This window comes from Phycisphaerae bacterium, assembly GCA_018003015.1.
Lineage (GTDB): Bacteria > Planctomycetota > Phycisphaerae > UBA1845 > PWPN01 > JAGNEZ01.
This window is the reverse complement of record JAGNEZ010000012.1, coordinates 1-23,512: the sequence shown is the minus strand read 5'-3', so window position 1 is coordinate 23,512 and position 23,512 is coordinate 1. Positions and strand designations below refer to the sequence as shown.

Annotated in this window: 19 protein-coding genes; 11 read left to right on the top strand and 8 right to left on the bottom strand. The window is 63.3% G+C overall.

The genetic code is table 11. The features are described from left to right. Positions 1 to 129: 129 nt before the first annotated feature. Entirely contained in the window at positions 130 to 1,488 is a 1,359-nt protein-coding gene (locus KA354_07540; protein ID MBP7934488.1) for a glycosyltransferase, read from the bottom strand. Between the two features lie 319 nt (positions 1,489 to 1,807). Here KA354_07540 and KA354_07535 point away from each other — a divergent pair, with 319 nt between their 5' ends. Beyond that, positions 1,808 to 3,163, top strand: coding sequence for a Gfo/Idh/MocA family oxidoreductase (locus KA354_07535; protein MBP7934487.1), 1,356 nt, complete (start codon positions 1,808 to 1,810; stop codon positions 3,161 to 3,163). Here the strand turns inward: KA354_07535 and KA354_07530 are convergent. Both KA354_07530 and KA354_07525 read right to left on the bottom strand, forming a co-directional pair. Then, positions 3,150 to 3,572: a PEGA domain-containing protein gene (locus tag KA354_07530; protein ID MBP7934486.1), complete on the bottom strand. Its 423-nt coding sequence runs from the start codon at positions 3,570 to 3,572 to the stop codon at positions 3,150 to 3,152. The two genes, KA354_07535 and KA354_07530, sit on opposite strands and share 14 nt — an antisense overlap. Further along, positions 3,569 to 4,126, bottom strand: a complete 558-nt coding sequence (locus KA354_07525) for a metallophosphoesterase (protein ID MBP7934485.1) — start codon at positions 4,124 to 4,126, stop codon at positions 3,569 to 3,571. The genes KA354_07530 and KA354_07525 overlap by 4 nt, the downstream gene beginning before the upstream one ends. Positions 4,127 to 4,231: 105 nt before the next feature. Between KA354_07525 and KA354_07520 the strand changes: the two genes are divergently transcribed. Together KA354_07520 and KA354_07515 are read left to right on the top strand one after the other, a co-directional pair. After that, entirely contained in the window at positions 4,232 to 5,284 is a 1,053-nt protein-coding gene (locus tag KA354_07520; protein MBP7934484.1) for a nucleoside hydrolase, read from the top strand. 10 nt (positions 5,285 to 5,294) lie between these two features. Then, positions 5,295 to 9,761, top strand: a complete 4,467-nt coding sequence (locus KA354_07515; protein ID MBP7934483.1) for a hypothetical protein — start codon at positions 5,295 to 5,297, stop codon at positions 9,759 to 9,761. 37 nt (positions 9,762 to 9,798) lie between these two features. Here KA354_07515 and KA354_07510 read toward each other — a convergent pair whose 3' ends face one another. From KA354_07510 to KA354_07495, 4 genes are all read right to left on the bottom strand, one after another. Further along, on the bottom strand, positions 9,799 to 11,991 hold the full coding sequence (locus tag KA354_07510) for an ATP-binding cassette domain-containing protein (protein MBP7934482.1): 2,193 nt from the start codon (positions 11,989 to 11,991) through the stop codon (positions 9,799 to 9,801). A gap of 229 nt (positions 11,992 to 12,220) precedes the next feature. Then, the gene (locus KA354_07505; protein MBP7934481.1) at positions 12,221 to 13,723 is read right to left on the bottom strand and encodes a PEP-CTERM sorting domain-containing protein; all 1,503 of its coding nucleotides are present in this window, start codon (positions 13,721 to 13,723) and stop codon (positions 12,221 to 12,223) included. 208 nt (positions 13,724 to 13,931) lie between these two features. Further along, entirely contained in the window at positions 13,932 to 15,170 is a 1,239-nt protein-coding gene (locus KA354_07500; GenBank protein MBP7934480.1) for a CCA tRNA nucleotidyltransferase, read from the bottom strand. Next, positions 15,167 to 15,877 (bottom strand): RsmD family RNA methyltransferase, encoded by a 711-nt coding sequence (locus KA354_07495; GenBank protein ID MBP7934479.1) that lies wholly within the window; start codon positions 15,875 to 15,877, stop codon positions 15,167 to 15,169. The genes KA354_07500 and KA354_07495 overlap by 4 nt, the downstream gene beginning before the upstream one ends. A 168-nt stretch (positions 15,878 to 16,045) precedes the next feature. Between KA354_07495 and KA354_07490 the strand changes: the two genes are divergently transcribed. Genes KA354_07490 through bioB form a run of 6 tightly spaced genes read left to right on the top strand, consistent with a single transcriptional unit; the run spans position 16,046 to position 20,037 of the window. Beyond that, a complete protein-coding gene (locus tag KA354_07490) occupies positions 16,046 to 17,338 on the top strand; it encodes a histidine--tRNA ligase (GenBank protein MBP7934478.1) in 1,293 nt (430 codons plus the stop codon). Between the two features lie 60 nt (positions 17,339 to 17,398). Then, the gene (locus tag KA354_07485) at positions 17,399 to 17,920 is read left to right on the top strand and encodes an HYExAFE family protein (protein MBP7934477.1); all 522 of its coding nucleotides are present in this window, start codon (positions 17,399 to 17,401) and stop codon (positions 17,918 to 17,920) included. Positions 17,921 to 17,970: 50 nt separating this feature from the next. After that, positions 17,971 to 18,165: a hypothetical protein gene (locus KA354_07480; GenBank protein MBP7934476.1), complete on the top strand. Its 195-nt coding sequence runs from the start codon at positions 17,971 to 17,973 to the stop codon at positions 18,163 to 18,165. A 50-nt stretch (positions 18,166 to 18,215) separates the two neighbouring features. After that, positions 18,216 to 18,539 (top strand): hypothetical protein, encoded by a 324-nt coding sequence (locus tag KA354_07475; GenBank protein MBP7934475.1) that lies wholly within the window; start codon positions 18,216 to 18,218, stop codon positions 18,537 to 18,539. Then, positions 18,536 to 18,910, top strand: coding sequence for a hypothetical protein (locus tag KA354_07470; protein ID MBP7934474.1), 375 nt, complete (start codon positions 18,536 to 18,538; stop codon positions 18,908 to 18,910). Before KA354_07475 ends, KA354_07470 begins: the two co-directional genes overlap by 4 nt. Further along, positions 18,907 to 20,037 (top strand): biotin synthase BioB, encoded by a 1,131-nt coding sequence (bioB, locus tag KA354_07465; GenBank protein ID MBP7934473.1) that lies wholly within the window; start codon positions 18,907 to 18,909, stop codon positions 20,035 to 20,037. The genes KA354_07470 and bioB overlap by 4 nt, the downstream gene beginning before the upstream one ends. Positions 20,038 to 20,112: 75 nt before the next feature. On the opposite strand, the gene KA354_07460 is transcribed toward bioB, so the two are convergent. Continuing rightward, a complete protein-coding gene (locus KA354_07460) occupies positions 20,113 to 20,727 on the bottom strand; it encodes a winged helix-turn-helix transcriptional regulator (GenBank protein MBP7934472.1) in 615 nt (204 codons plus the stop codon). Between the two features lie 227 nt (positions 20,728 to 20,954). Here KA354_07460 and rnr point away from each other — a divergent pair, with 227 nt between their 5' ends. Together rnr and KA354_07450 are read left to right on the top strand one after the other, a co-directional pair. Continuing rightward, entirely contained in the window at positions 20,955 to 23,189 is a 2,235-nt protein-coding gene (rnr, locus tag KA354_07455; protein MBP7934471.1) for a ribonuclease R, read from the top strand. Then, the coding region (locus tag KA354_07450; GenBank protein MBP7934470.1) for a hypothetical protein at positions 23,186 to 23,512 on the top strand (327 nt) is incomplete at its 3' end. The genes rnr and KA354_07450, both read left to right, overlap by 4 nt.

Here is a 23,512-nt window from a genome sequence, read left to right as displayed (position 1 = left end):
CCTGTGCAGGCCCGCGCGGGATCGGTTCAAGACTCTCCGCGAAGGCAGCGCTGAGGCTGCGTTGAACATCGCGTCAGGACGGTAGGGGGCTGGTGTATACAAGGTGGGACCCGCCTCAGACCCAGCCCGTCACTCGGCGTGGGCCAGGCTGATGGCGTCTCGGTAGACGTCGATGCACTGGCGAGCGGAGTCAGCCCAGGACAACTTGTGAATCTCCATCCGGCCGTGCTCCCGCAGCGTGCTGTGCAGCGGGCGGTGACGAAGGACGGCGATGATCTTGTTGGCCATCTCGTTCACGTCCCAGAAATCGACTTTCAGGGCATGCTGGATGACTTCCGACACGCCAGACTGTTTACTGATGATGACTGGAACATCGTTGGACATCGCCTCCAGGGGCGCGATTCCGAACGGCTCGGACACGCTGGGCATGACGTAAAGATCGGCCATGCGAAAGATGCGATCGACATCACCACCCCTCAGAAAACCGGTGAAGAGCACCTTGTGACCGATGTTCATCTGGGCGGCCAGCTCGATCGTCCGGCGAATCATGTCCCCCCAGCCGGCCATGATGAAACGCACGTTGTCCATGACCTCGAGCACCCGCTTGGCCGCGGCCAGAAAGTACTCCGGCCCCTTCTGCATCGTGATTCGTCCGAGGAAGAGCACGAGTTTCTCGTCCCGGCGAATTGCCGGCGGGTTGATCGGAGGCTGGGTGCCGTTCCAATCGATCGCATTGTAGACGACCTCGACCTTCTCCGCCGGGACGGCGTAGCGCGAGGTGACGATGCTCTTGGTCAGATGGCTGACCGCAATGACCTTGCGGGCGAAATGCAGACCCTGACGTTCGATGTCGTAGATCCGCTGGTTGACATGCTCGCCGCTGCGGTCGAACTCGGTCGAATGGATGTGGACGACCAGCGGCCGGCCAGTCAGAGCGGAGACGGCGATGCCGGCGCGGTAGGTCATCCAGTCGTGGGCATGAATCACGTCAAACTGCTCGTGGTCGGCGATGTAGGTGGCCAGGCGGGCATAGCGCTCGATCTGGGAAAACAAATCACCGCCGTAGTCGGTAGTCGTCGTTGGGCTGGAGGCCCCAGCGGGAACCCCCGCCGCTTCGTTTCCCTCGGCCGGGACTTCACCTCGATCGAGGGCCCGCACACGGCGAGTCCGCTCACGAGCCATCTCCTCATACTGCTCCGGCGTGTGATACGGCGAGATGCCGCGGCCGGCCTCGACAGCGCAGAACTTCACGTGCTGCATCTCCTGAAGCTCATAGTCAGCTGCAAGACCCGCCATACGCTTGGCGGCCAGGGATCGAGGAGAGAGCAGACGCACGTGGCTGGCAAAATCAGGATCGATGGGCTTGGGCAGAACGAAGATCACGTCCGTGCCGATCTGACTCATTGCCTTGGTCAGACCGTAGCACGCGGTACCCAGACCACCAGAAATGAAAGGCGGGAACTCCCAGCCAAGCATCAGGACTCTCATGGCGCACGCCTCCCGGTGAACGGGATTACCAAGGGACGGTTCGCCTCTTTCCTCTCGCCTTCCTTTGGTGATGCTATTCGTACAAATGCCGTCGAGCCAGCACTTGCGATCAGCATACTCCCTTTTTACCTGCTGTCAATTAGGATCTTATCACAGGTGGGACAGAATGTTGACTCGGCTCCGAGACAATTTCCGACCAACGCACGCTCACTTCATCGTCAAGCGGCGTTGATGATAGAATAGGCAATCTCAGGCGAGGGCAGGCCAGGGTGGCCACCATCCTGAAGCCACACAGGTTCTCAGTCTTGGAGAGGTTCTGATGGCAGGCGTTCATCGTTCACGGCGGGAGTTGATAGGCTATTCGCTTGGCTCGGCGGTCCTGGCGGCCGCAGCGCCGACGGCACGTTCTGTGCCAACCAGTCGACCCGCCGGGGCGAACGAGCGGATCTCAGTCGGCCTGGTGGGGGCCGGGGACCGTGGAATGGTCCTCATGGAATGGATCAATCGACTTGCACGCCAAGACAACGTCACCGTGACCGCGGTCTGCGACATATGGAACCAGAGACGGGAATCCGCCGCACAGAAGGCCGCCGAGTTGTTCGGACAATCGGTTCGCGAATGCCGAACGCTATCCGAGATGTGCGATCTGGGAGACGTGGACGCCCTCGTGATCGCGACACCGGACTTCCAGCATGCCCCACAGGCCAAGCAGGCGGTTGAGGCCGGCAAGGACGTCTTTGTGGAGAAGCCGCTGGGCTGCGATTTCCGACAGATCAAGCTCGCTCGTGACGCCGTGAAGCGGACACGCCGGATTCTCCAACTTGGCACCCAGCGCCGAAGCGAGGGTCTGGTCTGGGCGGCTCGCGAGTTCGTTCGCAAGGGTCAGTTGGGCAAAATCACCTACGTCGAGACCTCACTGCCCACATTCCAGCAGAGGTGGCGGATCCCAGGTGCGGAAACGTCGCTTAGCGAGAGTGACACCAATTGGGGCGAGTTTATCAGCTACACGCCCAAGGTCCCCTTCAATGCCCGCTACTATCGCGAGTTCCGATTGTTCTGGCCGTATTCCTCCGGCCCCATCTGCCAATGGATGACGCACTCCATCGACCAGGTCAACCTCGTGCTCGGCGAGCAACCCAGGACCGCGGTGTCGTCCGGCGGTATCTACCTGTGGCAGGACGGCCGCAACAACCCCGACACCGTGCATTGCCTGCTCGAGTATCCCAGCGGATGCCTGGTGAGTTTTCACATGCGTCTGGGCAACGGAGCACATACCCGGGAGCTGATGTTCTATGGCACCAACGGCACGCTGGATCTCCAGGCTGGCGTCGCGTTCGGTGAAGGTGGGGGGGGAGAGGTGGTACTGCAGAACCCGGGGGCACGGTTCCCAGAGTACACGACGGACGCCCTCCGCCGGTTGCCCGACCGAGTCAAAGGCGGCGTTATCCTGAGGGGAAAGCCGGATCGCGATCACATGTCGGACTTCTTCTCGTCAATGCGTTCCCGGCGCCAACCTTGTGCCGGCGTGGATGGAGCCTTCGATGCCGCCCTGGCGACGACGATGGCGGCCATGTCCCTCCGGCAGGGTAGGCGGATAGAATTCGACGCGGACAAGGACGAGTTGACTCCGGGCGAGCCCACGCCCGCCACGACGCCGGTGGCTAATCCTCACTGAAAAGCGCTCGCTCGCGGACTTCGCCGGCTTTCTGGATGAGTTCAGCTTTGTCGATCGGCTGGGCCGGCTCAAGCGTGAAGGACATCTGCTGCTGGTCATGAAGCATGACCGGAATCAGGGTCTCGGCGAAGAAATCCACTGGCGGGATCTGATACCAGGGGGGATCGATCTTCTGGTGCGTGCGCAGCGTGCTGTAACCGTCCTTCCTCAAGATGACGTCGTAGTCCCCATACCAGAGAAAGTCGACCTGGACCGGACTGGTACCGACTTCCTCGTCGTTGAGGATCACCCTGGCACCCTGAGGAACCGTGTTGACCGTCAGCGTGCGCCGTACGCAGCCGGGCGCGCCCGAGCAGAGCACGATACACGCAGTCGTGACCAACCGGCAGATGAAGCGGGTATCCTTCATAGCGTCAGTTCGACAATGTTCGCCGAAAAGGCGTCCGTGTCAAGCACTGCAACCGTCGAGCGTCCGGATACCCATCCACAGCACTCGCCCGGATTCAAGACCAGTCGATTGTCGCGGACCTCATTGACCACCTCATGGGTGTGACCGGTAACGACGATCTCAGCCTTGTCCAGGTCGGTCGACTTGCACCGGGCGAGATCGTGCTGGAGCAGGATTCGCTTTCCCGCCAGCTCGACGAAGACGGGGCCGTCCTGGATCTGAGGGAGTATGCTCCGGAGCCCTTCCCGCTCACCGTCGTTGTTGCCGTAGGTCACGTATAGCGGTCCCTTCCAGCCGAGCAGCCGCCTGGCGGCAAAGGGCGCCACCAGGTCGCCCGGGTGCAGAATCGCTTGCACGCCCGCCCGGGCAAAAGCGGCCAGAGCCGCGTCAATGGCGGGCAGCCGGTCGTGGGTATCGGAAAGTACGCCAATTCGCATTCCGGCGAGTTTATACCGCATCCGGCCGAAGGTGAACAAGGCCGGGGACAGGCGTACCGCGGTTCTGAGCCCGTCCATCACAGGGAGGTTGATTTCACGATCCGGCACGGCGATGATGGCACCGACAGCCTGGGAAGTCTGCCGGGGGCGACGTTGCGCTACCGAGAAAGGATGCCCGAAAGCATGAGTCGATCTATCAGCATCTCATTGACCGTGCTGTCTCTGGTGTCACTGATGATCCCGGGTACCGCCGCCGCGGACGCCGGTGGGGGCCGCGAACCCGTCCGGCTGATCTTCGACACCGACATGGGCAACGACATTGACGACGCCCTCGCGCTGGGCGTCATTCATGCCCTGCACAGCCGTGGCGAATGCCGGCTGCTTGCGGTGACGTTGAGCAAGGACAATGAGTTCAGCGGCCCGTTTGTGGATCTGGTGAACACGTTCTACGGCCGGGGAGACGTTCCTGTCGGTGTGGTTCGCGACGGCAAGACACCGGAGGACGGCAACTACATTCGACCGCCTTGCCAGGCCCAGGATGGAGGAAAACCCCGCTATCCCCACGATCTGGCGAGCGGCAAGGACGCCCCTGAAGCGGTGGGCCTGCTTCGCCAGGTGCTCGCCGGACAACCGGACGGAAGTGTCGTCATCGCCGTGGTCGGATTCTCCACCAATCTCGCCCGGCTTCTCGATTCGCCTCCGGACGGCTATTCACCGCTGAGAGGCATGGAACTGGTAGCCAGAAAATGCCGCCTGCTCTCGAGCATGGCCGGCATGTTCGAGAAAGGCAACCAGCATAAGGAATACAACGTAGTCGAGGACCTGCCCGCCGCAAGGAAGGTGTTCGCCGAGTGGCCGACACCGATCGTGGTCAGCGGTTTCGAGATCGGCCGGGCGATCCAGTACCCGGCGGTGAGTATCGAGCAGGACTACGGCTACGTGAAGCACCACCCCCTGGCCGAGGCGTATCGGCATTACATGAAGATGCCCTACGACCGGCCGACGTGGGACCTGACGGCCGTCCTGTTCGCCGTCCGGCCGGAACGGGGCTACTTCGGCTTGTCGGAGCCCGGCCGCGTGCTGATCGACGGCGAAGGACACACGGCGCACGCGCCCTCGCCAGACGGAAAGCACCGCTACCTGACGGTGACGCCCGAGCAGATCGCCCGTGTCCGTGAAGCCTTGGTGCAGCTTGCGAGCCAGCCGCCCGGGCCGGCGGAAACTCCGGCCAAGTGAGAAGCGATCGGTGAGGATAGCGGATGCGCCGACATTGCCGACCAGCACACCACGAAGACGACCCAAGTCGTGGTGGCTGATCCGCGTCCTGGTTGCGGTGGCGGGCGTGTTGTCGATCGGGTATGCGACACTGCCGTTCTGGCTGCCGCCGGAGTGGCTCGCCCGGCAGCTCATGAACCAGCTCTCGACCGCACTGAACCGGCGGGTCCAGATCGACAGGGTGCGCCTCGGCTGGATCGAAGGAATCGTCTTCGAGGGGGTTACCATCCAGGATCGTCCGGACAGCACGGTGCCCATATTGGCCCAGTTCGGACGGATCCGGTGCGAGTTCAAACCGATCATCACGGCGGTCAAGGGACGGGTCCAGGAACTCCAAATCGATGACCCCAGCCTGTTTCTGGCGGTGGATCAGGATGGGCGACTGAATATCGACGATCTGGCCAGCCAGGAATTCCGCGGCCTGCCGTCCCGCAACTTCTTGGTACGGCGGTTGACGTGCCACGTGCACACGCCCCGGGGACTCGACACGGTGGGCCTCGAGTCGCTGGAATGTCATCTGGACCATGACACGGGCATTCTGCGGCTTCTGGGGCAGGTCTGGACAGGCAAGGAAGATCGGGGACGCGCAGGAGCGACTCCGGAGGTGAATCTCGCCGCTCGAGAGGCGACGGCAAGCCGACGGCTGAGCATTCATGCTCACCTGACCGTGCCGCGTCTGAAACGGGGAGAGAACCTGACCGGAGAAATCCAGATCGAATGGGACCAGCTGTCCTTGCGGGACTTGCCGCTCGGCCTGGTGCCCAAGCTGCCCTTCGAGCAAGTCAGGGGAACAAGCGCCGGGCGAATGACGATCCACGCCCAGCCGGACCTGGGTATTGACTTCGGGCTTAAGGTCACCCTGCACGGCGTCAGACTGCAGCGTGGGGATCGGGGCCGATGGCCCCAGTTGCCCGACGCCCAAGTTCTCGGCGAGGGGCACTGGGACCCGACCACGGATGTGCTCGTACTCAAGTCGCTGGGCTATGAGACACCGGCCATCAAACTGGTTGGCCCCGCCGGCCCCGGATCACCGGCGGCCAGGATCGACCCCCAGGGCGAGGTGTCGCTGGAACTGCACACGACCGGCACCGTCAAGGACTGGAGCATCCTCTACCAGGAGTGGCCGCAGCTCGAGGATCGCGTCCGGCAGGCTGGCCTGGTCCTCTCAGGCGGCACGGATTTCGGACTGAACGTAACACGACGCCGCGATGAAGACCATGTGCTCGTCACCATCGATGGCGCCCGGACCGCGTGCAGCATCACCAGCGGCGAACGACCCATTCTGGCCGTCATCGCCGACATCCCCAAGACCGCCAGGATCGACCTCATTGCCGGCCACTCCCTGCCCCAGCGCGTTCAGCCACGATTTGAGGGGACGCTGGGTAGCTTGTCGATTTCGGGATGGGCGGACTGGGTGTCGCCTGTTGCCTGGAGCGATTTGACTCCGGGCAACCTCAGCGAGATTGCAGCGCAAATCCTGCCGAGCGCCCAGGGGGAAATCGAGATCTTCTCCCGGCAGATGGAGGAGATCCTCAGGTTGTTGCCGCCGTCGAGCGTCACCGAGGACTTGCGAGATTGCCGTGGGCCCGTACAGCTCGGCTTGTCCTGCAAACCGGAGGCAGACAATCGGCGCATCAAGCTGGACCTCATTACCCAGGCGGATACGCGCATCAAGTACCGCGACCTCTTCGATAAACCTGAGGGGCAGAGCCTGCGAGCCAGCGCATGGCTGGATTTCGCTCCGACCGCGATTGGCCGGGTGAAGGATCTCCGCGTGCAGGTGGATTGCGGGCGTTCCCGAATCGTGGCCGGACCCGACGATGTCCGACTGGATTATGAACTGAGGCTGCCGAAGCAAGATCTACTTGAGTCCGGTCAAGAGCGCTTGCTGAAGGCATCCTGGTCGCTGGCGGCACAGGCGTCACACGTCGAAGATCTGCTGACGCTTTGGCCGCAGTGGCGAACGTGGTGCGAGGCCGGTCCTGATCGGGAGGTCGCTGGGACGGCCGGCATCCGTTTGCACGGCGAGCTGGCCCTGGTCGGCCCGAACAGGACCCTCCGGACCGGCGCGGACCTGGTCGCCGACCGGATGCAGTTTCGTTGGGACAACGCGGTGACCAAGGCAACCGGCGTACCGCTGTCCGTGTCTGTGTCCCATCACGTCCGGCTGGCAAAGAAAGAGGGGGATCAGAGCCTCGAGGTCACGCTGCAAGGGACTGGGGGCACCGTATCAGGATCATGGTCGCGGGACCGAGTGAATGCGGATGGAGGCTTTTTCCTTCCTCGACCAAGTGAAGGGACCACGCAGCGGACCAAGTTCAGGGCAGACATTACCGATGTCGCCGGATGGTTGGACATGGTTCCATCCCTGTCGCAACAAGCGGAAGCTTGGGATCCGAGCGGCCGCTTGAAGGTCGGTGCGGAGGCGGAGATGACCGGCGCGCGGAGCCAAGGTTCGTTTAGCCTCGAGGCCTCCCAGGCGGGATTCCGCATCCCCGGATCCCCGGATGCACGCAAGCCGGCGGGAAACCCGCTCAACGTGGCGTTCGCATGGAACCATGAACCATCTCCGGAGGACGGCAACGAGAGAATCCTCAGAATCACCGGCGGCAGCGCGAGAATCGCGGGCCTGGAGCTCGATCGTGCATCGGCGGCTTTCGGCGTCAAGGGGCGGGTGGCGGAATCGAAGAACCCCACCTCCGATTCGGGGCAGAATGCCGGCACGATTCCGTTCCAGTTGCGGCTCGCGGATTTCGAGGCCAGCGGTCGAATCGCGTTTGACGACTCGCTTCGATCCATGCACCCGCGCCTTCAGGAGTGGCTCAGCCGCGCCCAGGTCACGGGCACCGCCGAGTGGCGCGGCGAAGCCCACGCTCGCCCCGACGGCCTCGCGCTGACCGGCTCGCTCGACACCCGAGCCAGTGCATTCTCGCTGGCAACGGGACATGAGTCCTTCCCGCAGGTGAGAAAAGCGACCGGGACTCCACTCTCGCTGAGCTGGGATGCGGTCCTCGGACCCGAGCGGGAGGATGACGAGCGGAGTCTGCTGATTCGAGATCTGGTGCTCAGACTCGATGGAAACGAGGCATCGGTTGCCGGAACGCTGAGATGCGCGCTCGGCCACGCGAGCCGTCCAGACAACGTGGAGGTGGACCTCACCAGCCACATACGGGTGCAGAAACCGAGAAGCCTGGCGGCCATGCTGCCAGAGTCATGGATCAACGATCTCGAAGGCAAGGCGGAGGCATGGCTCAACCTGCTCAAGGACCAGCGCGGCCTGCGACTGGGACGCAGCCGCCTTGAGTTCGACGAACTGGCGGTGGGAACACGCGACCAACCGATCGAGTTGAACGGTGCCGTGGCCATCGAACAGGACGGCCTGTCCTTCGATCAGCTGCGATGCGAGTGGGGCGCTTCGCGAGGCGTGATCAGCGGCAGTGTCCGCCAGCAAGGAGACACCCAGGTCGGCACGATCGGCGTTGCGATGGAGCACCTGGACATCGGCGATCTGCGGCGCCGGCTGCAAGCAGTCAGCGGGAGTCCGGCCACCGGGACACCCGGGAGTCCCGGGAGCAGCCGGGCAATCGTCCGCGCGGTGATTGAGCGACTTCGTTCCGCGGAAGTCACCGTGGATGCCCACATCGACGTCCTGGAAGCGGTCCTTCCTCCCAAACAGCCTATCGTCGCGGACGCGGTGGCGGCTCGGTCACTGATCCAGAAGGGGCCGGTGCAAGTCAGCTTCCAGGGTCTGGCCGACGGCGGCGTGATCACCGGCGAGATCGTGTCCGCAACCCAATCCAGCGACCCGGTCTACCACCTGAAATACACGGCCGAGGACATCCATCCGGGCCCGCTCGTGGACGGGTATCTGCGACTGTCGTTTCCAGGAATGAAAGCGACAGGCCCGCTTACGCTCATCGACGAGACCTACCAGAAGCTGCTGCCAGAGGTCGGAGACCCGAACTACGAGGTCGGCCAGGGAGAGCTGATCATTAAGGGCGGAAGCGTCATCGGGCGGGCGGCGCCGCGATGGATGGCCCGTTACCTGCCGGGCCTGAATCTCGCCCGGTTCGATTTCTCCTACATGCACTCCTGGTTCAAGAAAACACCGACAGGCCGGATCCACCATCAGATGATTTTCCGCGGTCCAATCTACAACCTCTACATGATCGGCCACTCTGATCCAGATCGGCAGTTCGAGTATGAGGTCGGCGTTGACTTCCTGGCGGATTTCGACAGCAAGTACTGGGCGGAGTCCGGGCAGGGCCGCGTTCCCCTGTTCGTGAAAAGCGGCCTGGTGGCCGAGGACGGGGCTCTGCTCGATGAACGGGTCAACTTTGTTTCGATCGAGCGGCTGGCCGAATCGCTTTTCGTGCGAAACAACCTGGTCGTGACCGCCTACCACGCGGTTCGCAAGCGGGTTTTGGGGCAGCGCTGATCTCCGCATCCCACACGCAGAAGTCACGGATATCCGTTCAACCGCTCTCCCGGAACGAGCTTTCGTACAGCGATCGATACAGCGGGCAATTCTCCATCAGCTCGGCGTGCGGGCCGGCGGCGACCATCTGGCCGCGGTCCATGACCACGATGCGGTCGGCACCGCTGATCGTGCTGAACCGGTGAGCGATAATGAACGTGGTCCGGTTCTTCAGGACGACGTCGAGGGCCTGGTGGATCTTCATCTCTGATTCCGGGTCCACCTGGCCGGTGGCCTCATCGAAAATGAGGATCGGGGCGTTGCGGAGGATCGCCCTCGCGATCGCGATGCGCTGACGCTGGCCGCCGGAGAGGTTGGCGCCGTGCTCCCCGAGAACGGTCTCGTAGCCTTCCGGCATCTGCCGGACGAACTCGTCGGCGAAGGCCTGGGTGGCGGCCGCCTCGATCTCGGCACGGCTGGCTGCCGGTCGGCCGTAAGCGATGTTCTCCGCCACGGTATCGGGAAAAATCACCGACTCCTGGGTGATAATGCTGAACTGACTGCGGAGTGAACGCAGGGTGACGCCCGCGATGTCCTGCCCGTCGATCAGGATCCGCCCTCTATCCAGAGGAAAAAACCGAGGCAGAAGACTGAGCAACGTGGTCTTCCCTGAGCCGTTGGGCCCCACGATGGCGATGGTCTCACCTTTCCTGACGGTCAGCCAGAAGTCGCAAACCGCGGGCCGGTCGGAGCCAGGGTAGGCGAAGCTGACGTTCTCGAACCGGATCGACTCGGTGATGGGGCGGATCGCGGGCCGACCGGCATCCTGCTCGTACTCATTGCGGCTGTCGATCAACTCGAAAATCCGTTGAGCGGCGGCGTTGGCTCGCTGCAGCTTGGGATAGACGGAGCTGAGCTTGCGGATAGGGTCGAAAATCGCCCCCATGCAAACCAGCATGGTCATGAAGTCCGCCAGCTTGTCGGGCTGATGGAGTACACCGGTGGCAAAATACAGAATCACGGCGGACGCGCCAAGAAACGCGAAGAACTCGATGGTCGGACTGGTCAACGCCTCAACAAGGCCCATCTTCAACTCCTGCTTGAGCATGGATCGGTCCACCCTGAACAGCCGCTTGCGTTCGTAGTTCTCCCGGGTGTAGGCCTTGACCACCCGCAGACCGACCAGAGTGCTCTCCAGACGACTGAGCATCCGACCATATCCTGCCAGCAGCTTGCGGTTCGCCTTGCGGATGATCTTGCCCAACTTGCGGAACAGGAGGACGGCCAGCGGAGCACCGAGAAGCAGGGCAAGGGTCAATTGCCAGTCCAATAACAAAGCCACGACCGTGACCCCGATCGCCTTGAAAGGCTCGGTGACGACCTTCTGGAAAAAGTTCGTGAGACCCCGGAAGATGTCCTGGGTATCCTGCAGGAACTTGCTCATCGTATCAGCCGTGCTCCGACTGAAGTGGCTCAGGGGCAGATTCAGCACGTGGCGGTACATCTGACGGCGAATATCGATGATCGCCCGGCAGTTCACAATCAGGACCAGGTACTCGGCGAGGACGTTGGCGGTTCCGCCGATCAGGGCCGTGGCCAAGAGCACGCCCAGCACGTAAACGAGGGTAAGCCATCGCTCCTCGGGTGAACGACCGCCGGGAATGAGGCCGACGGCCTTCTTGGCCACAGCCAGGGCCTTGGCATAGGCGGCATCGCTCATCGTCCGGGGTGGGGGAATGGGGACGACCGCCGTCCCACTCGTGCCTTGGGCCGTGCGGTAAGTGATGCTCACTTCCTGCTCGGCTCCGGCCAGTTGGCGAAAAACCTCCACCGCATCACCCGTATGGCCGTTGACCGCGAGAATGAAATCGCCTTCGTGAAGCTGCCCGCTCAGAGGAGAATGGGACTTGATGGTCCTGATCAGCCCGGCGCCCGCCGGAACCTCATCGATCTTGCCATGGCGGAGGACTTCGTAGTAGCCGAGCTCACACCTCAACCGACTCTCGGCAATGTATTGGTCCACCCAGCCATGCAGACCCTGCGGCTTCAGCATCACGGTCAGCAGCGGCAGCATGGAGCCAATACTGGCCGAGTAGGTGACCGCCATCAGCAGAATGCACACCCCGGCGGGCAGGAGATACCGCTTGTGCGGCCAGGCATAACGCAACAGCCGGCGAAAGTGCTTGAAGGTCGTGCTTTCCAGCGACCTCTTGGCGGACTCTTCTGATTCAACGCGAGGCACAACAAGCATAGGCGGAGATGATACCGCAACGCGCCCCATTGGGCCAATCGCGGCCCAGGGCACCCCCCAGTCAACGGTCCGCTGCTGCATTCACTGCGACGGGCACGCTCGCGCAGCAGAGACTCGGCTGGCTCGGTTCTCAGTTCAGATGAAACAAGAGACCGGCGGCTACTCTTTCCCGCCGGTCTCCAGATTGAGCCTCGCTCGTTGCGGCCGGTCAACCGGCCATGGCTTACGATCAGCGTGAGCGACGACGCAGCGTCAACAGGGCACCCAGGCCGAGGCACAGCAGAGTGGCCGGCTCGGGGGTGACGGTAATCGATCCCAGAACAGCAAACGAGTCGGTGAACGCCGAGTTCGCGCCGTCGCCGGGCGAGAAGATCTTCAGCCGCTCGACGCTGTTGTTCACAACATACAGGTTGCCCACGGCGTCAAACGCCAGGTCACGGCACGCGCTCGAGGAAGTGCCGCCGAACGAAATGGTGGCAATGACGGCCTTGTCGTCGTCGTCGAAGATCAGGATCTTGCCGGTATCGGAGGTCGCCAGAGCCAGGTAGTCGTGCACCGGATCCCAGGCCAGGCCATAGTTCTTCTTGAGGGGATCGGTAAGAGAGTTGGCCGCCAGGTCGGGCACGGACTTCCACAACACGGTCGAGCCGTCCGCACTGATTTGGATCAGGCTGGCGAGCGTATCGCTGGCCCCGCCGCTGCGGTTCTGAGAGACCCACCAGGTGCCATCGGATGCACGGACCATGTCGTCGTAGTAGTTCTGGATCAGGCCTTTGAACGTCCCGTGGGCCCCGTCGTCGTAGAAGATCGAAGGCTGGTCGGTGAACGACGTGGCCGTGCCCACATCATACTTGAGAATGCTGCCGATACCGCCGTGAGCGGTATCGGTGCCGGCGTCAAAATCCTCATCCATCGTATAGACCGCGCGGCTGGCGCCGACGCCCTGGACATACACGGTCGGGATACTGCCGTGATTGGCAGTCTTCCCAGAGGTGGCCCGACCGGTGTTGTCCAGCAGCTCGTTGGCTGAACTGAAGTCCGCGTTGCCGACATAGAGATTGGAGTTGGTGTCCGACCAGTCGGTCAGGTAGACCTTGTCCTCGGGCCCGCAGACAAGACGGAACGGACTGTTGGTGCCACCGAAGGTCAGCCCGCCGGTCCGGGCCGTATTACCCTGGCCCACCGCATCGGTCGCGTCGGCATTGAGTATGTACACCCCGTCCTGGGTCGTCCGATTGACAACCGCTAACGTGGTCGTGCCCCCACTGGACTCGGCGACGTAGATGCGGCCGTAATACTTGCTCGCCGGATCCTTGTTCACGTCAACGCCGCGCGGCGAGTAGAAACTGGTCTGCTCGGTGGAGGGCCCGATCTCGGTCCAGGAGCCGTAGCCAGTGGCGGCCGCAGTCACTCGGAACGAGTAGTTGCCAGGAGCCACGCGGGCGTTCGAGTCATCTCGCCCGTTCCAGGCCACGCTGTAACTCCCTTTGGACTGCGAGGCAGTATTGAACGTCCGAACAACGGCGTTGCTGGAATCGAGCACCTCGACCTTGACCCCCGCGGTGGCGTCCTCGTTCAACAGGTAACCGAGGTGCACCGTCTGGCCCGCGCCCGCCCAGTCCAGGGTGCTCGAACTCTGGCTGAGATTCGTGGCGTACACGTTCCCGAAAACCGTGCCCGCCCCCGCGGCCACAATGACAACAAGGGTAACGCAAAGATTCCGAAGTGACATGCTTCTGCTCCTCTCCTCGATAGGACAACAATTCAACCGGAGATGTAACGGGTCAACCACCCCATCCTCTCCCAGTCACACACCATACTTTACACACCACGGCCATCAGGATCAAGCACAAAACCAGGCGTCCGGTCGGGGGCCACAGCCCAGCGTCTGGTAAGATCGTCTCGCCAACCCTCACCGTCCGCCGGAATGTCCTCGGCGGTCACCGTCCGGAGCCTCGACGGATAATGCCGCCAAGGTGAGCCAGGGCCTGCACGCGATCGCGGATCAGTCCGTTGAGTTGCGCATCATAAAGCTGGTCCAGAATGGCCTTGAACCGTGGACCAGGCTCCAGCCCCAGGTCAATCAGATCCTGCCCGGTTGTCAACGGTGGGGGGGCAATCTGCCCTGGAGGGATGGCCTCGAGCCGCCGCCGGGCGGCCTCGCTGGCCGTCAACGGCTCGTGTCGAGCCTTGCAAGCCGCCCGATGAAGGGCCAGCAATGCAGAAAACCGCCGGTGAGCCGCGAGCTTCTTGAAGGAGGCCGAATCCATCGCTTCGACATCCGCCAGTCGTCGCCGGTTGGCCACCAGCCAGGCGACATCCTCGATCTGATCGTTGCTGCATCTCAACGCCTGTGCCACCCCCTCGGCCTCCCTGTGGGACTCCCGATCGAGAAGGGAAGCCAGGGACAAAACAAAGTCCGCGTCCTCCGGCAGGGCGTCAAGCGTTCGGACGGCCTCGTCCAAACGATCCGAAGACCAGTCGGAACCCGGCCACAGGTGGGGCAGCAGCCCTACCTCGGCGATCAGCCGCACGGAATGGCCGCGGGAGGAGCCGACGAGCATCTTCTCCAGTTCCTCTCGGACTCGCTCAGGACTGATGCGGCGGATCCTCTCCGCCAGGCGGCAGATCGCGCCGGCCGTCATCGGATCGATGCTGAAGCCGAACCGAGTGGCAAATCGCACCGCTCGGAGCATCCGAAGGTGGTCCTCCGCAAACCGGGCCTCCGGATCGCCAATCGCGCGGACAATACCCGCCTCGATGTCCCTGCGGCCGTCGACGTAGTCGATCACGTGCTTACCGACCGGGTCGTAGAACAACCCGTTCATGGTGAAGTCCCGGCGCCGGGCGTCCTGCTCCGCCGTGGTGAAGACAACCTGCGCCGGTCGACGGCCATCCCGGTAGTCCAGGTCGGTACGGAACGTCGCCGTCTCGATCCAGTGGGGACCCTGCCGCACCAGAACCACGCCAAACTGCACGCCTACCTTCCGCGTCTTGGGGAACAGGCGACAGATCACCGGCGGGGGAGCATCCGTGGCCACGTCAATGTCGTGCGGCGGATGCCCGAGGAGCATGTCGCGGACGCAACCGCCCGCCCACAAGGCCTGGTGCCCATGCTCTCGGAGTGTGCCGATCACCGCCAGAGCGGCGTCTTCGATGGTCCAGTCGCGCTTCCTCACGGGGCCTCCTCCGTCGCCTGCGACGAACGAGTCCCCGAGCGAGCCAGGAATCGAAGCACCATCGTACCCACCACACGCGAGGAAATCTCAATCAGAGGAGATAAATCGGGGCGGACTCCGCTCCGCGCGTCGTGGCGGACAACGAAAAGAGCGGATTCGGCGATGACCCAGCCCCCCGCGAGCCGCTCCAGAAGACCGGCCATCGCTGGGGCGGGACGCGCGCCGGCCAACATGCGGTAGGGGGGATCGAGGAAAATCAACTCGTACTGGGCGGGCAGATTGCCGGCCGCCGGGGGAGGCTTGAGATCGGCAACCGTCGCGTCGCCCTCCAACACCTCCGCCTCTCGAATCACCCCCAGCGCATCCAGATTCTTGCGCAGCAGGGCGGCAGTGGCCCGATGCTGCTCGGCAAACCGACAAAAACGCGCCCCGCGCGACAGGGCTTCGAGCCCGAGACTGCCTGTCCCGGCAAACAGGTCGAGCACGGCGATGGACGGCAATCGGCCGGGCATCGCCAGCATGTGGCCAAGCTGATCGAACAACACGGTCTTGACGCGGTCCAGGATCGGCCGAGTCTGATCGCCAGGTGGCGGCTCGATTCGCCGTCCTCGCCATTGTCCCGCGATGATCCGCATGGCGACACTATACCAGACTCGACGCCGACCGTGCAGATGGCGATTGGCCAGGCCGGCGGTTCCACGCCACACCGCGGCTTGGCCTGCCGGGTAATCGGAGACACGCCTGACCTAGTCGCGATCGAACGTCACACCTCACATCGCCTGCCATCGCCATGCGCTGGGTTTTTAGATGGGTCGCCCGTCGGCAACCGCGGGCCGGTTGCTGCCACCCCAACGGAACCGTACAATTCGCCCACCATGAAGTTCCAGGCAGTCAAAGGCACGCGCGATTTCTACCCGGAGGATATGGCCGTCCGTAACTGGATCCTCCAGGCCTGGCGGGATGTGTCGCTTCGCAATGGATTTGAGGAATATGACGGTCCGATTTTCGAGTACCTGGACCTGTTCAAGGCCAAGAGCGGCGAAGGGATCGTCTCCGAGTTGTTCCATTTTGTGGATCGAGGCGATCGGGAACTCGCCATTCGGCCGGAGATGACTCCGACACTGGCCCGGATGATCTGCGCCAAGGCCCAGTCGCTGCCCCGCCCGATCAAGTGGTTCAGCGTACCCCGGGTTTGCCGGGCCGAAAAACCCCAGCGCGGACGGCAGCGAGAATTCTTCCAGTGGAACGCGGACATCGTCGGCGTGGACGACGTCCTGGCCGATGCCGAGTGCATTCTCGTCGTCCTGGATTTCTTCCGGTACGTCGGACTGACCCCGGCCGACTGCGTGATGAAGATCAACTCGCGGTCACTGCTGGCTGCACTGCTCACCGCCAAGGGCTTCGCCCCCGAACGGCATGCCGATCTCTACGTCGTGCTCGACAAGCGCGACAAGCTGCCTCCGGAGGCATACGCGGAAGTGCTCGACAAGGTGACGCGAAGCGCCGAGGAGCGATCCGACCTCGAAACCATCGTTCAGGCAAAAGGGGAGTCCGGCCTCTGCGATCTGGCAGCACTCGGCCGGGGAAATGAAGCCGCCGAAGCAGAAGTCGCCCGGTTGCGGTCGTTGTTTGACACCCTGGCACTGATGGGCGTCAGCGACTACTGCACGTTCGACATGGGCGTGGTTCGCGGCCTGGCATACTATACCGGGGTGGTGTTCGAAGGTTTCGGGAAGGCCGGTTTGCAGCGGGCGATCTGCGGCGGGGGGCGGTACGATCACCTGCTCCAGGCCCTGGGCGGCCCGCCGATGTCCGGATTGGGATTCGGATCGAGCGATGTCGTCATTCTCGACCTGCTCAACGACCTGGGCCGGCTTCCGGCCTCCGCCAAGGTCACCAGCCGGCTCGACTACTTCGTGATCGACGCCGAAGAAAGCCTCTTCCCGGTGGTGATCGAGCTGACCGCCAGGTTGCGAAGGGCCGGACGCGGCGCCGAGTTCAGCTACCGGCGGCAGGCGATCGGCAAGCAGCTGAAGCAGGCTTCCACCCGGCAGGCGGCCAAGGCGGTCATCGTGGGAGCAGAATACCAGGACCGGAAAGCCCTGGTGGTGAAGAACCTGGCTACCGGACAACAGTCCGAAGTTCCCCTCGACGGCTTTCCACCGTAGCCCGTTGCCCGCCAACGGGTCAGCCGCCTAGACGGGAATGCCAGCTCCGCAACATCGAAGATGCTCCGGCGACGGATCCATTACGAGGCCGCGTTCGCGGACTACCTTCGTGGCAGGGGGGTACCGTTCGTTCCGATCGACGAGACCCGCAGGACGGTCATCACCGACAACCGGGTCAAATCCTTCGATTTCCTGGTCTACCCCCGCAGCAGTCCGCATTGGATCGTCGATGTCAAGGGCCGCCAGTTTCCCTACACCACAGCCAGGGGCAACAAGCGCTACTGGGAAAACTGGGTCACACGCGAAGACCTCGAGGGCCTCGGGGAGTGGCAGGAAGTATTCGGGAGCGAGTTCGAATCCCGATTCGTCTTCACCTACCATCTACAGGGAGCACCCGAACGATGGCCGGCAGGGGAGCTGCACGCCTATCGTGGAGAGTGCTACGCGTTCTACGGCGTGTCCCTGGCGGACTATGAGCGGCATTGCCGACCGCGTTCGGGGAGCTGGCAGACCCTGAGCGTGTCGGCCAGGGTCTTCCGCCGGATCGCCTCGCCCATCCGGGACCTTGCAGCCGGGCCTTGATGATTCCATAATAGCGGGCATTGGATGTCTATTCTCTTCTGGAGCGCGGCATGCGATTGCTGATGACATGGCTTCTCGGTCTGACCGTCTGGGTAGCGCCGTTGCTGGGGCAGAGCTACACTGAACCAGCGCCGAAGATACCCACCGAGAAGGGCAGCGCGGTGGAATGGCTGGCGGCCGCCATCTTCATGGTGTGTTGCCTGGCAGTGGCCTTCAAGCCCGCCCGGCGATCCAACCTGAAATGAGTAGCGCCCCAAAGACCACCGGCGGCTTCCCGATAGGAGGCTTCAAACCAATGTCCAGGAATACCTTGTTCGTCGTGCTGGCCGGCGCGAACCTGCTCCTGCTGAGCGGCCTCATCCTCTTGGCCTACTCGCCACCGGCCGCTATGGCCCAGGTCGAGGGGGGCGGTTCCGGCTTCGCAGTGGTCTCCGCCCAGGCCGAACTGCGCAATGACGCCGTCTATGTCCTCGATGGCGCTAATCACCTTCTCCACGCCTGGCGCGTCATGCCATACCCACGAACCGTCGAGGATCCGATCGGCCTCATCTACATGGACAGCCGGGACCTGGCACGCGACTTCCGCGAGCGAGACCGGGATCGGGAGAAAGCCAGATGAGCACCTCACAACACCTCACCACCAAAGACTTCGCCATCGGCGTGCTCAGCATCACCGCCGTCATCCTGCTCACCGCGATACTCCTCCTTAACGCTTTCCAGCCGCGAACCGCCATGGCCTTTGCCCAGACCGACCGAACACCAGGCTACACCATGAGCAGCGCTCAACTGGACGGCACGACTGAACTGCTGCTGGTGGTCAGCGAACGCGGCCAGAAAATGAACGTGTACGCCTTCAACAAGGTCATGGGCCGCATCGACATGATCCAGGGCATCGACCTGGAACGTATAACCGAGGCGGTCCAGAAGGCTCGACGGCTCGGGCGAGGCATGGATAGACCAGGCGAGCCCGGAGGTCCGGCCCGGAAGTGAGCCCCCCGTACCCGTGCGAGCAGATCCAGTCGACTCAACCCAACCGGGGCGAATCCTTGATTGCCGAGACTATCCACTCACTGGCGTGCAAGGTCGTCGCGGGCCAGGATGTGAATCGCTCGTTGGCCGAGTGGCTGGTCGACGAGGTCGGACCGGATAGTCTGCCGGACCTTCTCGTGGGGGCTACCCGCATTCGGGAGCAGGTCTTCGGCAGGAAGGTGTCCTGCTGCAGTATCGCGGCCGGCAAGGTCGGACTCTGCAGCGAGGACTGTGCCTTCTGCAGCCAGTCCGGCCACTACGCGACACACGTCCTCGGTGGCGGGCACCTGACCGAGACCGAGATGCTCCGCGCTGCCGAGGAAGCGGCCATCAGCGGGGCAGACAGCTTCGCTATCGTCCATAGCGGCTTGGGTCCGACGGACGCGGAAATCGAGGCCTGCGGACGAGTGATCAGACAACTCCGGACCCGGGGTGATCTGCGAGCCTGTGCCAGCCTCGGTATCGTCACCGATCACCAGGCTCGGCGGCTGGCTGAACTCGGCGTCCAACGCTACAACCACAACCTCCAGACTTCCCGGCGGTTCTTTCCGCAGATCACCACAACACATACTTATGATCAGCGACTCACCACGCTTCAGCACCTCAGAGCGGCCGGAATCGAACTGTGCTGCGGAACCCTGTTTGGCATGGGCGAAACCTGGTCGGACCGGCTGGATCTGGCCTTCGAACTGCGCAACCTGAATCCGCAAGTCGTGCCCATCAACTTCCTCATCCCCATCCCGGGAACCCCCTTGGCGGGCCGTCAGCCCCCGGAGCCTCTCGAGTGCCTCAAGATCATCGCCATCTACCGATTCATCCTACCCGCCCAAGAACTCAGAATCGCCGGCGGGCGGGAAGCCAACCTCCGCGACCTGCAGAGCTGGATCTTCGCGGCCGGGGCGAGCGGCTTCCTCATAGGCAACTACTTGACCACCTGCGGGCGGGCCGCCGAAACCGACCGCCAGATGGTTCGCGATCTGGGACTCGAACTCGCGGGGTACCCCGGCCAGCTAAAGCCCAGCCCGCCAGGCCTTAAGCCGGGCCAGCCGACCGCCCTAACCTCCCACGCAGCGATGAACGCAACATAACATACATTATGGGACGTCGCGGTGGGGGGCTCTCATCACCCTTTTCGGCCAGCCAACACCTCATCCCGCCCAACCCTACCGCAACGCCTTCGCCGATCCCCCTCGGCCGCATAGCCGCCCAAACGCCACCGCCACCAGAACGACCTCTGTACCCATCGGCGTGAGCACATACAGGTCTCGGACCTTCGGGCCGATCAACCCCGCCGCTCGAAGCTCGCGAAGATGGTAGTACAAGGGCCCTGCCTTCAGACCCGTGACACGGGCCAGCGACTGGTGCCTGGCCTCGCAAGCCAGCAGGCGAAACAGAATGGTCAACCGCTGAGGATGAGCAATGGCCGCCAGCATCCCAGCCAGCTTGGCCGCGTCAATGCCGCGAACCACCTGCTGAGCCATGCGTTCTCGCTCCCGAACGCCTGGAAACGCCGCCTTCGGCCCACGCCGGGATCGGACCGCCGTACCGGCAACCCGAACTCCCGCTCGCCTCAGTCGCCGGCCCTCGGTGACCTGGACGGCCAATTCGACAGCCAGAACCGCCCGCTGAACCTGTCCCCGGCAACGCGTTCGACGCTTTCGCCGGCTGCCCCGGGTTGCCGATCCAAGTACCGGCCGAGCAACCTGCGATTCGCCCTCGGCCGCCGTGTCCGGCTTCGCCATTCGCCCCCCGGCGGGGCGGTGACAACGCTGTGCCATAACGCTGCATCTCCATTGGTCCATCCGGTCCCGCATCCAATGCAGGATTTATAATACTATATATCGTAAGAACGTTATTATATTATCAAGTAATATGTGCAAGGCCAAACAACCCATGCGGAACCGGGGCCTTCGGCTTGAACGGCGCGCCGAGCAGGTCGATCCGCATCTCCATGACCCTGCCAGCTTGGCGGGGCAGCCAGATTCGGCTATCATATGCCGCCACAATGAAAACCAAACCCCGCAACGCAATTTCGGATCGCATCCTCCGACACCTCGCCGATCGGAGCTATCGGCCGCAGCGCGCTCGCCCCCTCGCCCGGGCCATGGGCATCCAGGAAGTGGAATACCCCGCTTTCCGAGAGGCGGTCAAAACGCTGATGAGAGCCGGCCGGGTGGTCCTCGGCGGGGGCAACTGCATCTTGCCGTCGCCACATGTGTCGGGACGCATCGAGGGCGTCTTTCGAGGCCACCCGCGGGGCTTCGGCTTCGTCGTCCCCGAGTCCCCTTCCGAACACGGCGACCTGTTCATCCCGCCCCCGGCTACGCTGGGCGCACTCACCGGCGACCGCGTCGTGGCCAAGATCACCCGCCGGGGCAAAGGCGGAGTGGACACCCGCGTCGAGGGCGAGATCGTCGAAATCAGCGAACGCGGCTCCAGCTGCTTTGTCGGCGAACTCCTCAGGCACGGCCGCGATTGGCTCGTCCAGCCCGACGGCCGCGTCCTCCACGAACCGGTCTATATCAGCGATATCCGGGCAACACGGGCCAAGGCGGGCGACCAGGTGGTCATCGAAATCACCGAGTATCCGTCCGCCAACCGCCCGGCCAGAGGAGTCATCACCGAAATCCTCGGCAAACACGGCGATCCCGAAATCGATACCCTCAGCATCATCCGCCAATACCACTTCCGGGCCGAGTTCCCCCAGCCTGCTCTCGCAGATGCCCGGGCGGCCATCACCGGCCACGACTTGGACCACGAACTCACCCGCCGAGAAGACCTGCGGACCCACACCATCGTCACCATCGACCCGGATGACGCCAGAGATTTCGACGACGCCATCTCCATCCGGACCCTCGACTCCGGCCGGTTCGAGCTCGGCGTCCACATCGCGGACGTGTCCACGTTCGTGCGCGACGGCGGACCCCTCGACGCCGAAGCCAGCCTCCGCGGAAACAGCGTGTATTTCCCGCGACATGTCATCCCCATGCTCCCGGAAGTCCTCAGCAACGGGCTCTGCAGCCTCCAGGAAGCCCAGGATCGACTCACCAAGAGCGTCTTCATCGAATACGACACCCGGGGACAGCGGAAGAAAACCCGTTTCGCCAACACGGTCATCCGCTCCAGCCAGCGACTCACCTACGGCCAGGCAACCGATCTCATCTCAGGCCGCACCGCAGGCTTCACCCCCCCCGTCGTCGCCCTCCTGCAACGCATGGACAAGCTCGCCCGGCTGATCCGCAAACGGCGCCTGGCGGCCGGCATGGTCGTCCTGGACCTGCCCGAGGTCGATCTGGTTCTCGATGACGACGACCAGGTGATCGATGTCGCCCCCACGGATACCAGCTTCTCCCACACCATCATCGAGATGTTCATGGTCGAGGCGAACGAGGCCGTCGCGGAACTGTTCACCCGCCTGGAAGTCCCCCACCTGCGGCGAATCCACCCCAGTCCGCCCGGCGACGCGCAGGATAAACTCGGCCGCTTCCTGCGTATTCTCGGCCACCGCTTACCCCGCCGAATCACCCGCGAAGACATGACCCGTCTACTCGACAAGGTCAAGGGCCGACCGGAGTCGTTCTCGGTCAACCTCGCCCTCCTCCGCTCGATGGCCCAGGCCGAGTACTCATCCAAGATGATCGGCCACTTCGCTCTCGCCAGCGAGCACTACACCCATTTCACTTCGCCCATCCGGCGCTACCCCGATCTGGTAGTCCACCGGGCATTCGATCGATACCTGAGTAACGGTCTCAAGAGCCACCGCGACCGGGCCTCGATGCCCACCGCCGACCAACTGGCCGCTATCGGGAAACGGTGCAGCTCGACCGAACGACATGCCGAGGCCGCCGAACGGGAGCTGCGCCAGATCAAGATCCTCCGGCTCCTGGAGCGGCGGCTGGGAGATGAGGAAGACGGAGTGGTTGCCGGCGTGACCAACGTCGGCCTGTTCGTTCAGCTCCAACGGTACCTGGTCGACGGGCTGTTGCGATTCGAGGGAATGGCCGACGATTGGTGGGACATCAACGTCAACGGCGGCTTCATCCGCGGTCAACGAAGCGGTCGGCGAATCGCCATCGGAGACAGGCTCCGCGTCACCATCGCGGCTGTCAACGTGCCCGAACGCGAACTGCAGTTGGCCCTGCCGGCGGCAGCAATCGAACCCGCACTACCTTCAGCCAGGAACCAGAAACCAGCCAGGAACCAGAAACGCCGGAAACGAGGAAAGAGGTCACACCGGTGACACCGGATCCGGCCCCGCTCAGAGTCGACATCCACTGTCACATGGGGCAGATGGCCAGACCCTGCCAGGAACCCGACCGCTTCAGCTTCGAGCCCGCCGGCAAGCCACTGTCGCTTGATGCCTACCTGTCCCCGCGAATGAACAACTCGATCGGCATGAGAGCCGCAAAGTGGTTCTTCGGTGTGCCCCGACGACTCCCCCTGCAGGAAACGGACGCGGCCATGGAGACTATACTCCTCCGCCATATCCTGAACGCTGAGCTGCTCGACCGCGCGGTCGTCCTGGCCTTCGATCAGTACCACAACACCGACGGACAAGCCGTC

Bases quoted from the DNA above. Each gene is read 5' to 3' on its own strand.
- KA354_07540 (MBP7934488.1), bottom strand. From the start codon at position 1,488: ATGAGAGTCCTGATGCTTGGCTGGGAGTTCCCGCCTTTCATTTCTGGT.
- KA354_07505 (MBP7934481.1), bottom strand. From the start codon at position 13,723: ATGTCACTTCGGAATCTTTGCGTTACCCTTGTTGTCATTGTGGCCGCG.
- KA354_07480 (MBP7934476.1), top strand. From the start codon at position 17,971: ATGCGATTGCTGATGACATGGCTTCTCGGTCTGACCGTCTGGGTAGCG.
- KA354_07485 (MBP7934477.1), top strand. From the start codon at position 17,399: ATGCTCCGGCGACGGATCCATTACGAGGCCGCGTTCGCGGACTACCTT.
- KA354_07525 (MBP7934485.1), bottom strand. From the start codon at position 4,126: ATGGACGGGCTCAGAACCGCGGTACGCCTGTCCCCGGCCTTGTTCACC.
- KA354_07530 (MBP7934486.1), bottom strand. From the start codon at position 3,572: ATGAAGGATACCCGCTTCATCTGCCGGTTGGTCACGACTGCGTGTATC.
- KA354_07490 (MBP7934478.1), top strand. From the start codon at position 16,046: ATGAAGTTCCAGGCAGTCAAAGGCACGCGCGATTTCTACCCGGAGGAT.
- KA354_07535 (MBP7934487.1), top strand. From the start codon at position 1,808: ATGGCAGGCGTTCATCGTTCACGGCGGGAGTTGATAGGCTATTCGCTT.
- KA354_07475 (MBP7934475.1), top strand. From the start codon at position 18,216: ATGTCCAGGAATACCTTGTTCGTCGTGCTGGCCGGCGCGAACCTGCTC.
- KA354_07470 (MBP7934474.1), top strand. From the start codon at position 18,536: ATGAGCACCTCACAACACCTCACCACCAAAGACTTCGCCATCGGCGTG.
- KA354_07520 (MBP7934484.1), top strand. From the start codon at position 4,232: ATGAGTCGATCTATCAGCATCTCATTGACCGTGCTGTCTCTGGTGTCA.
- KA354_07510 (MBP7934482.1), bottom strand. From the start codon at position 11,991: ATGCTTGTTGTGCCTCGCGTTGAATCAGAAGAGTCCGCCAAGAGGTCG.
- rnr (MBP7934471.1), top strand. From the start codon at position 20,955: ATGAAAACCAAACCCCGCAACGCAATTTCGGATCGCATCCTCCGACAC.
- KA354_07460 (MBP7934472.1), bottom strand. From the start codon at position 20,727: ATGGCACAGCGTTGTCACCGCCCCGCCGGGGGGCGAATGGCGAAGCCG.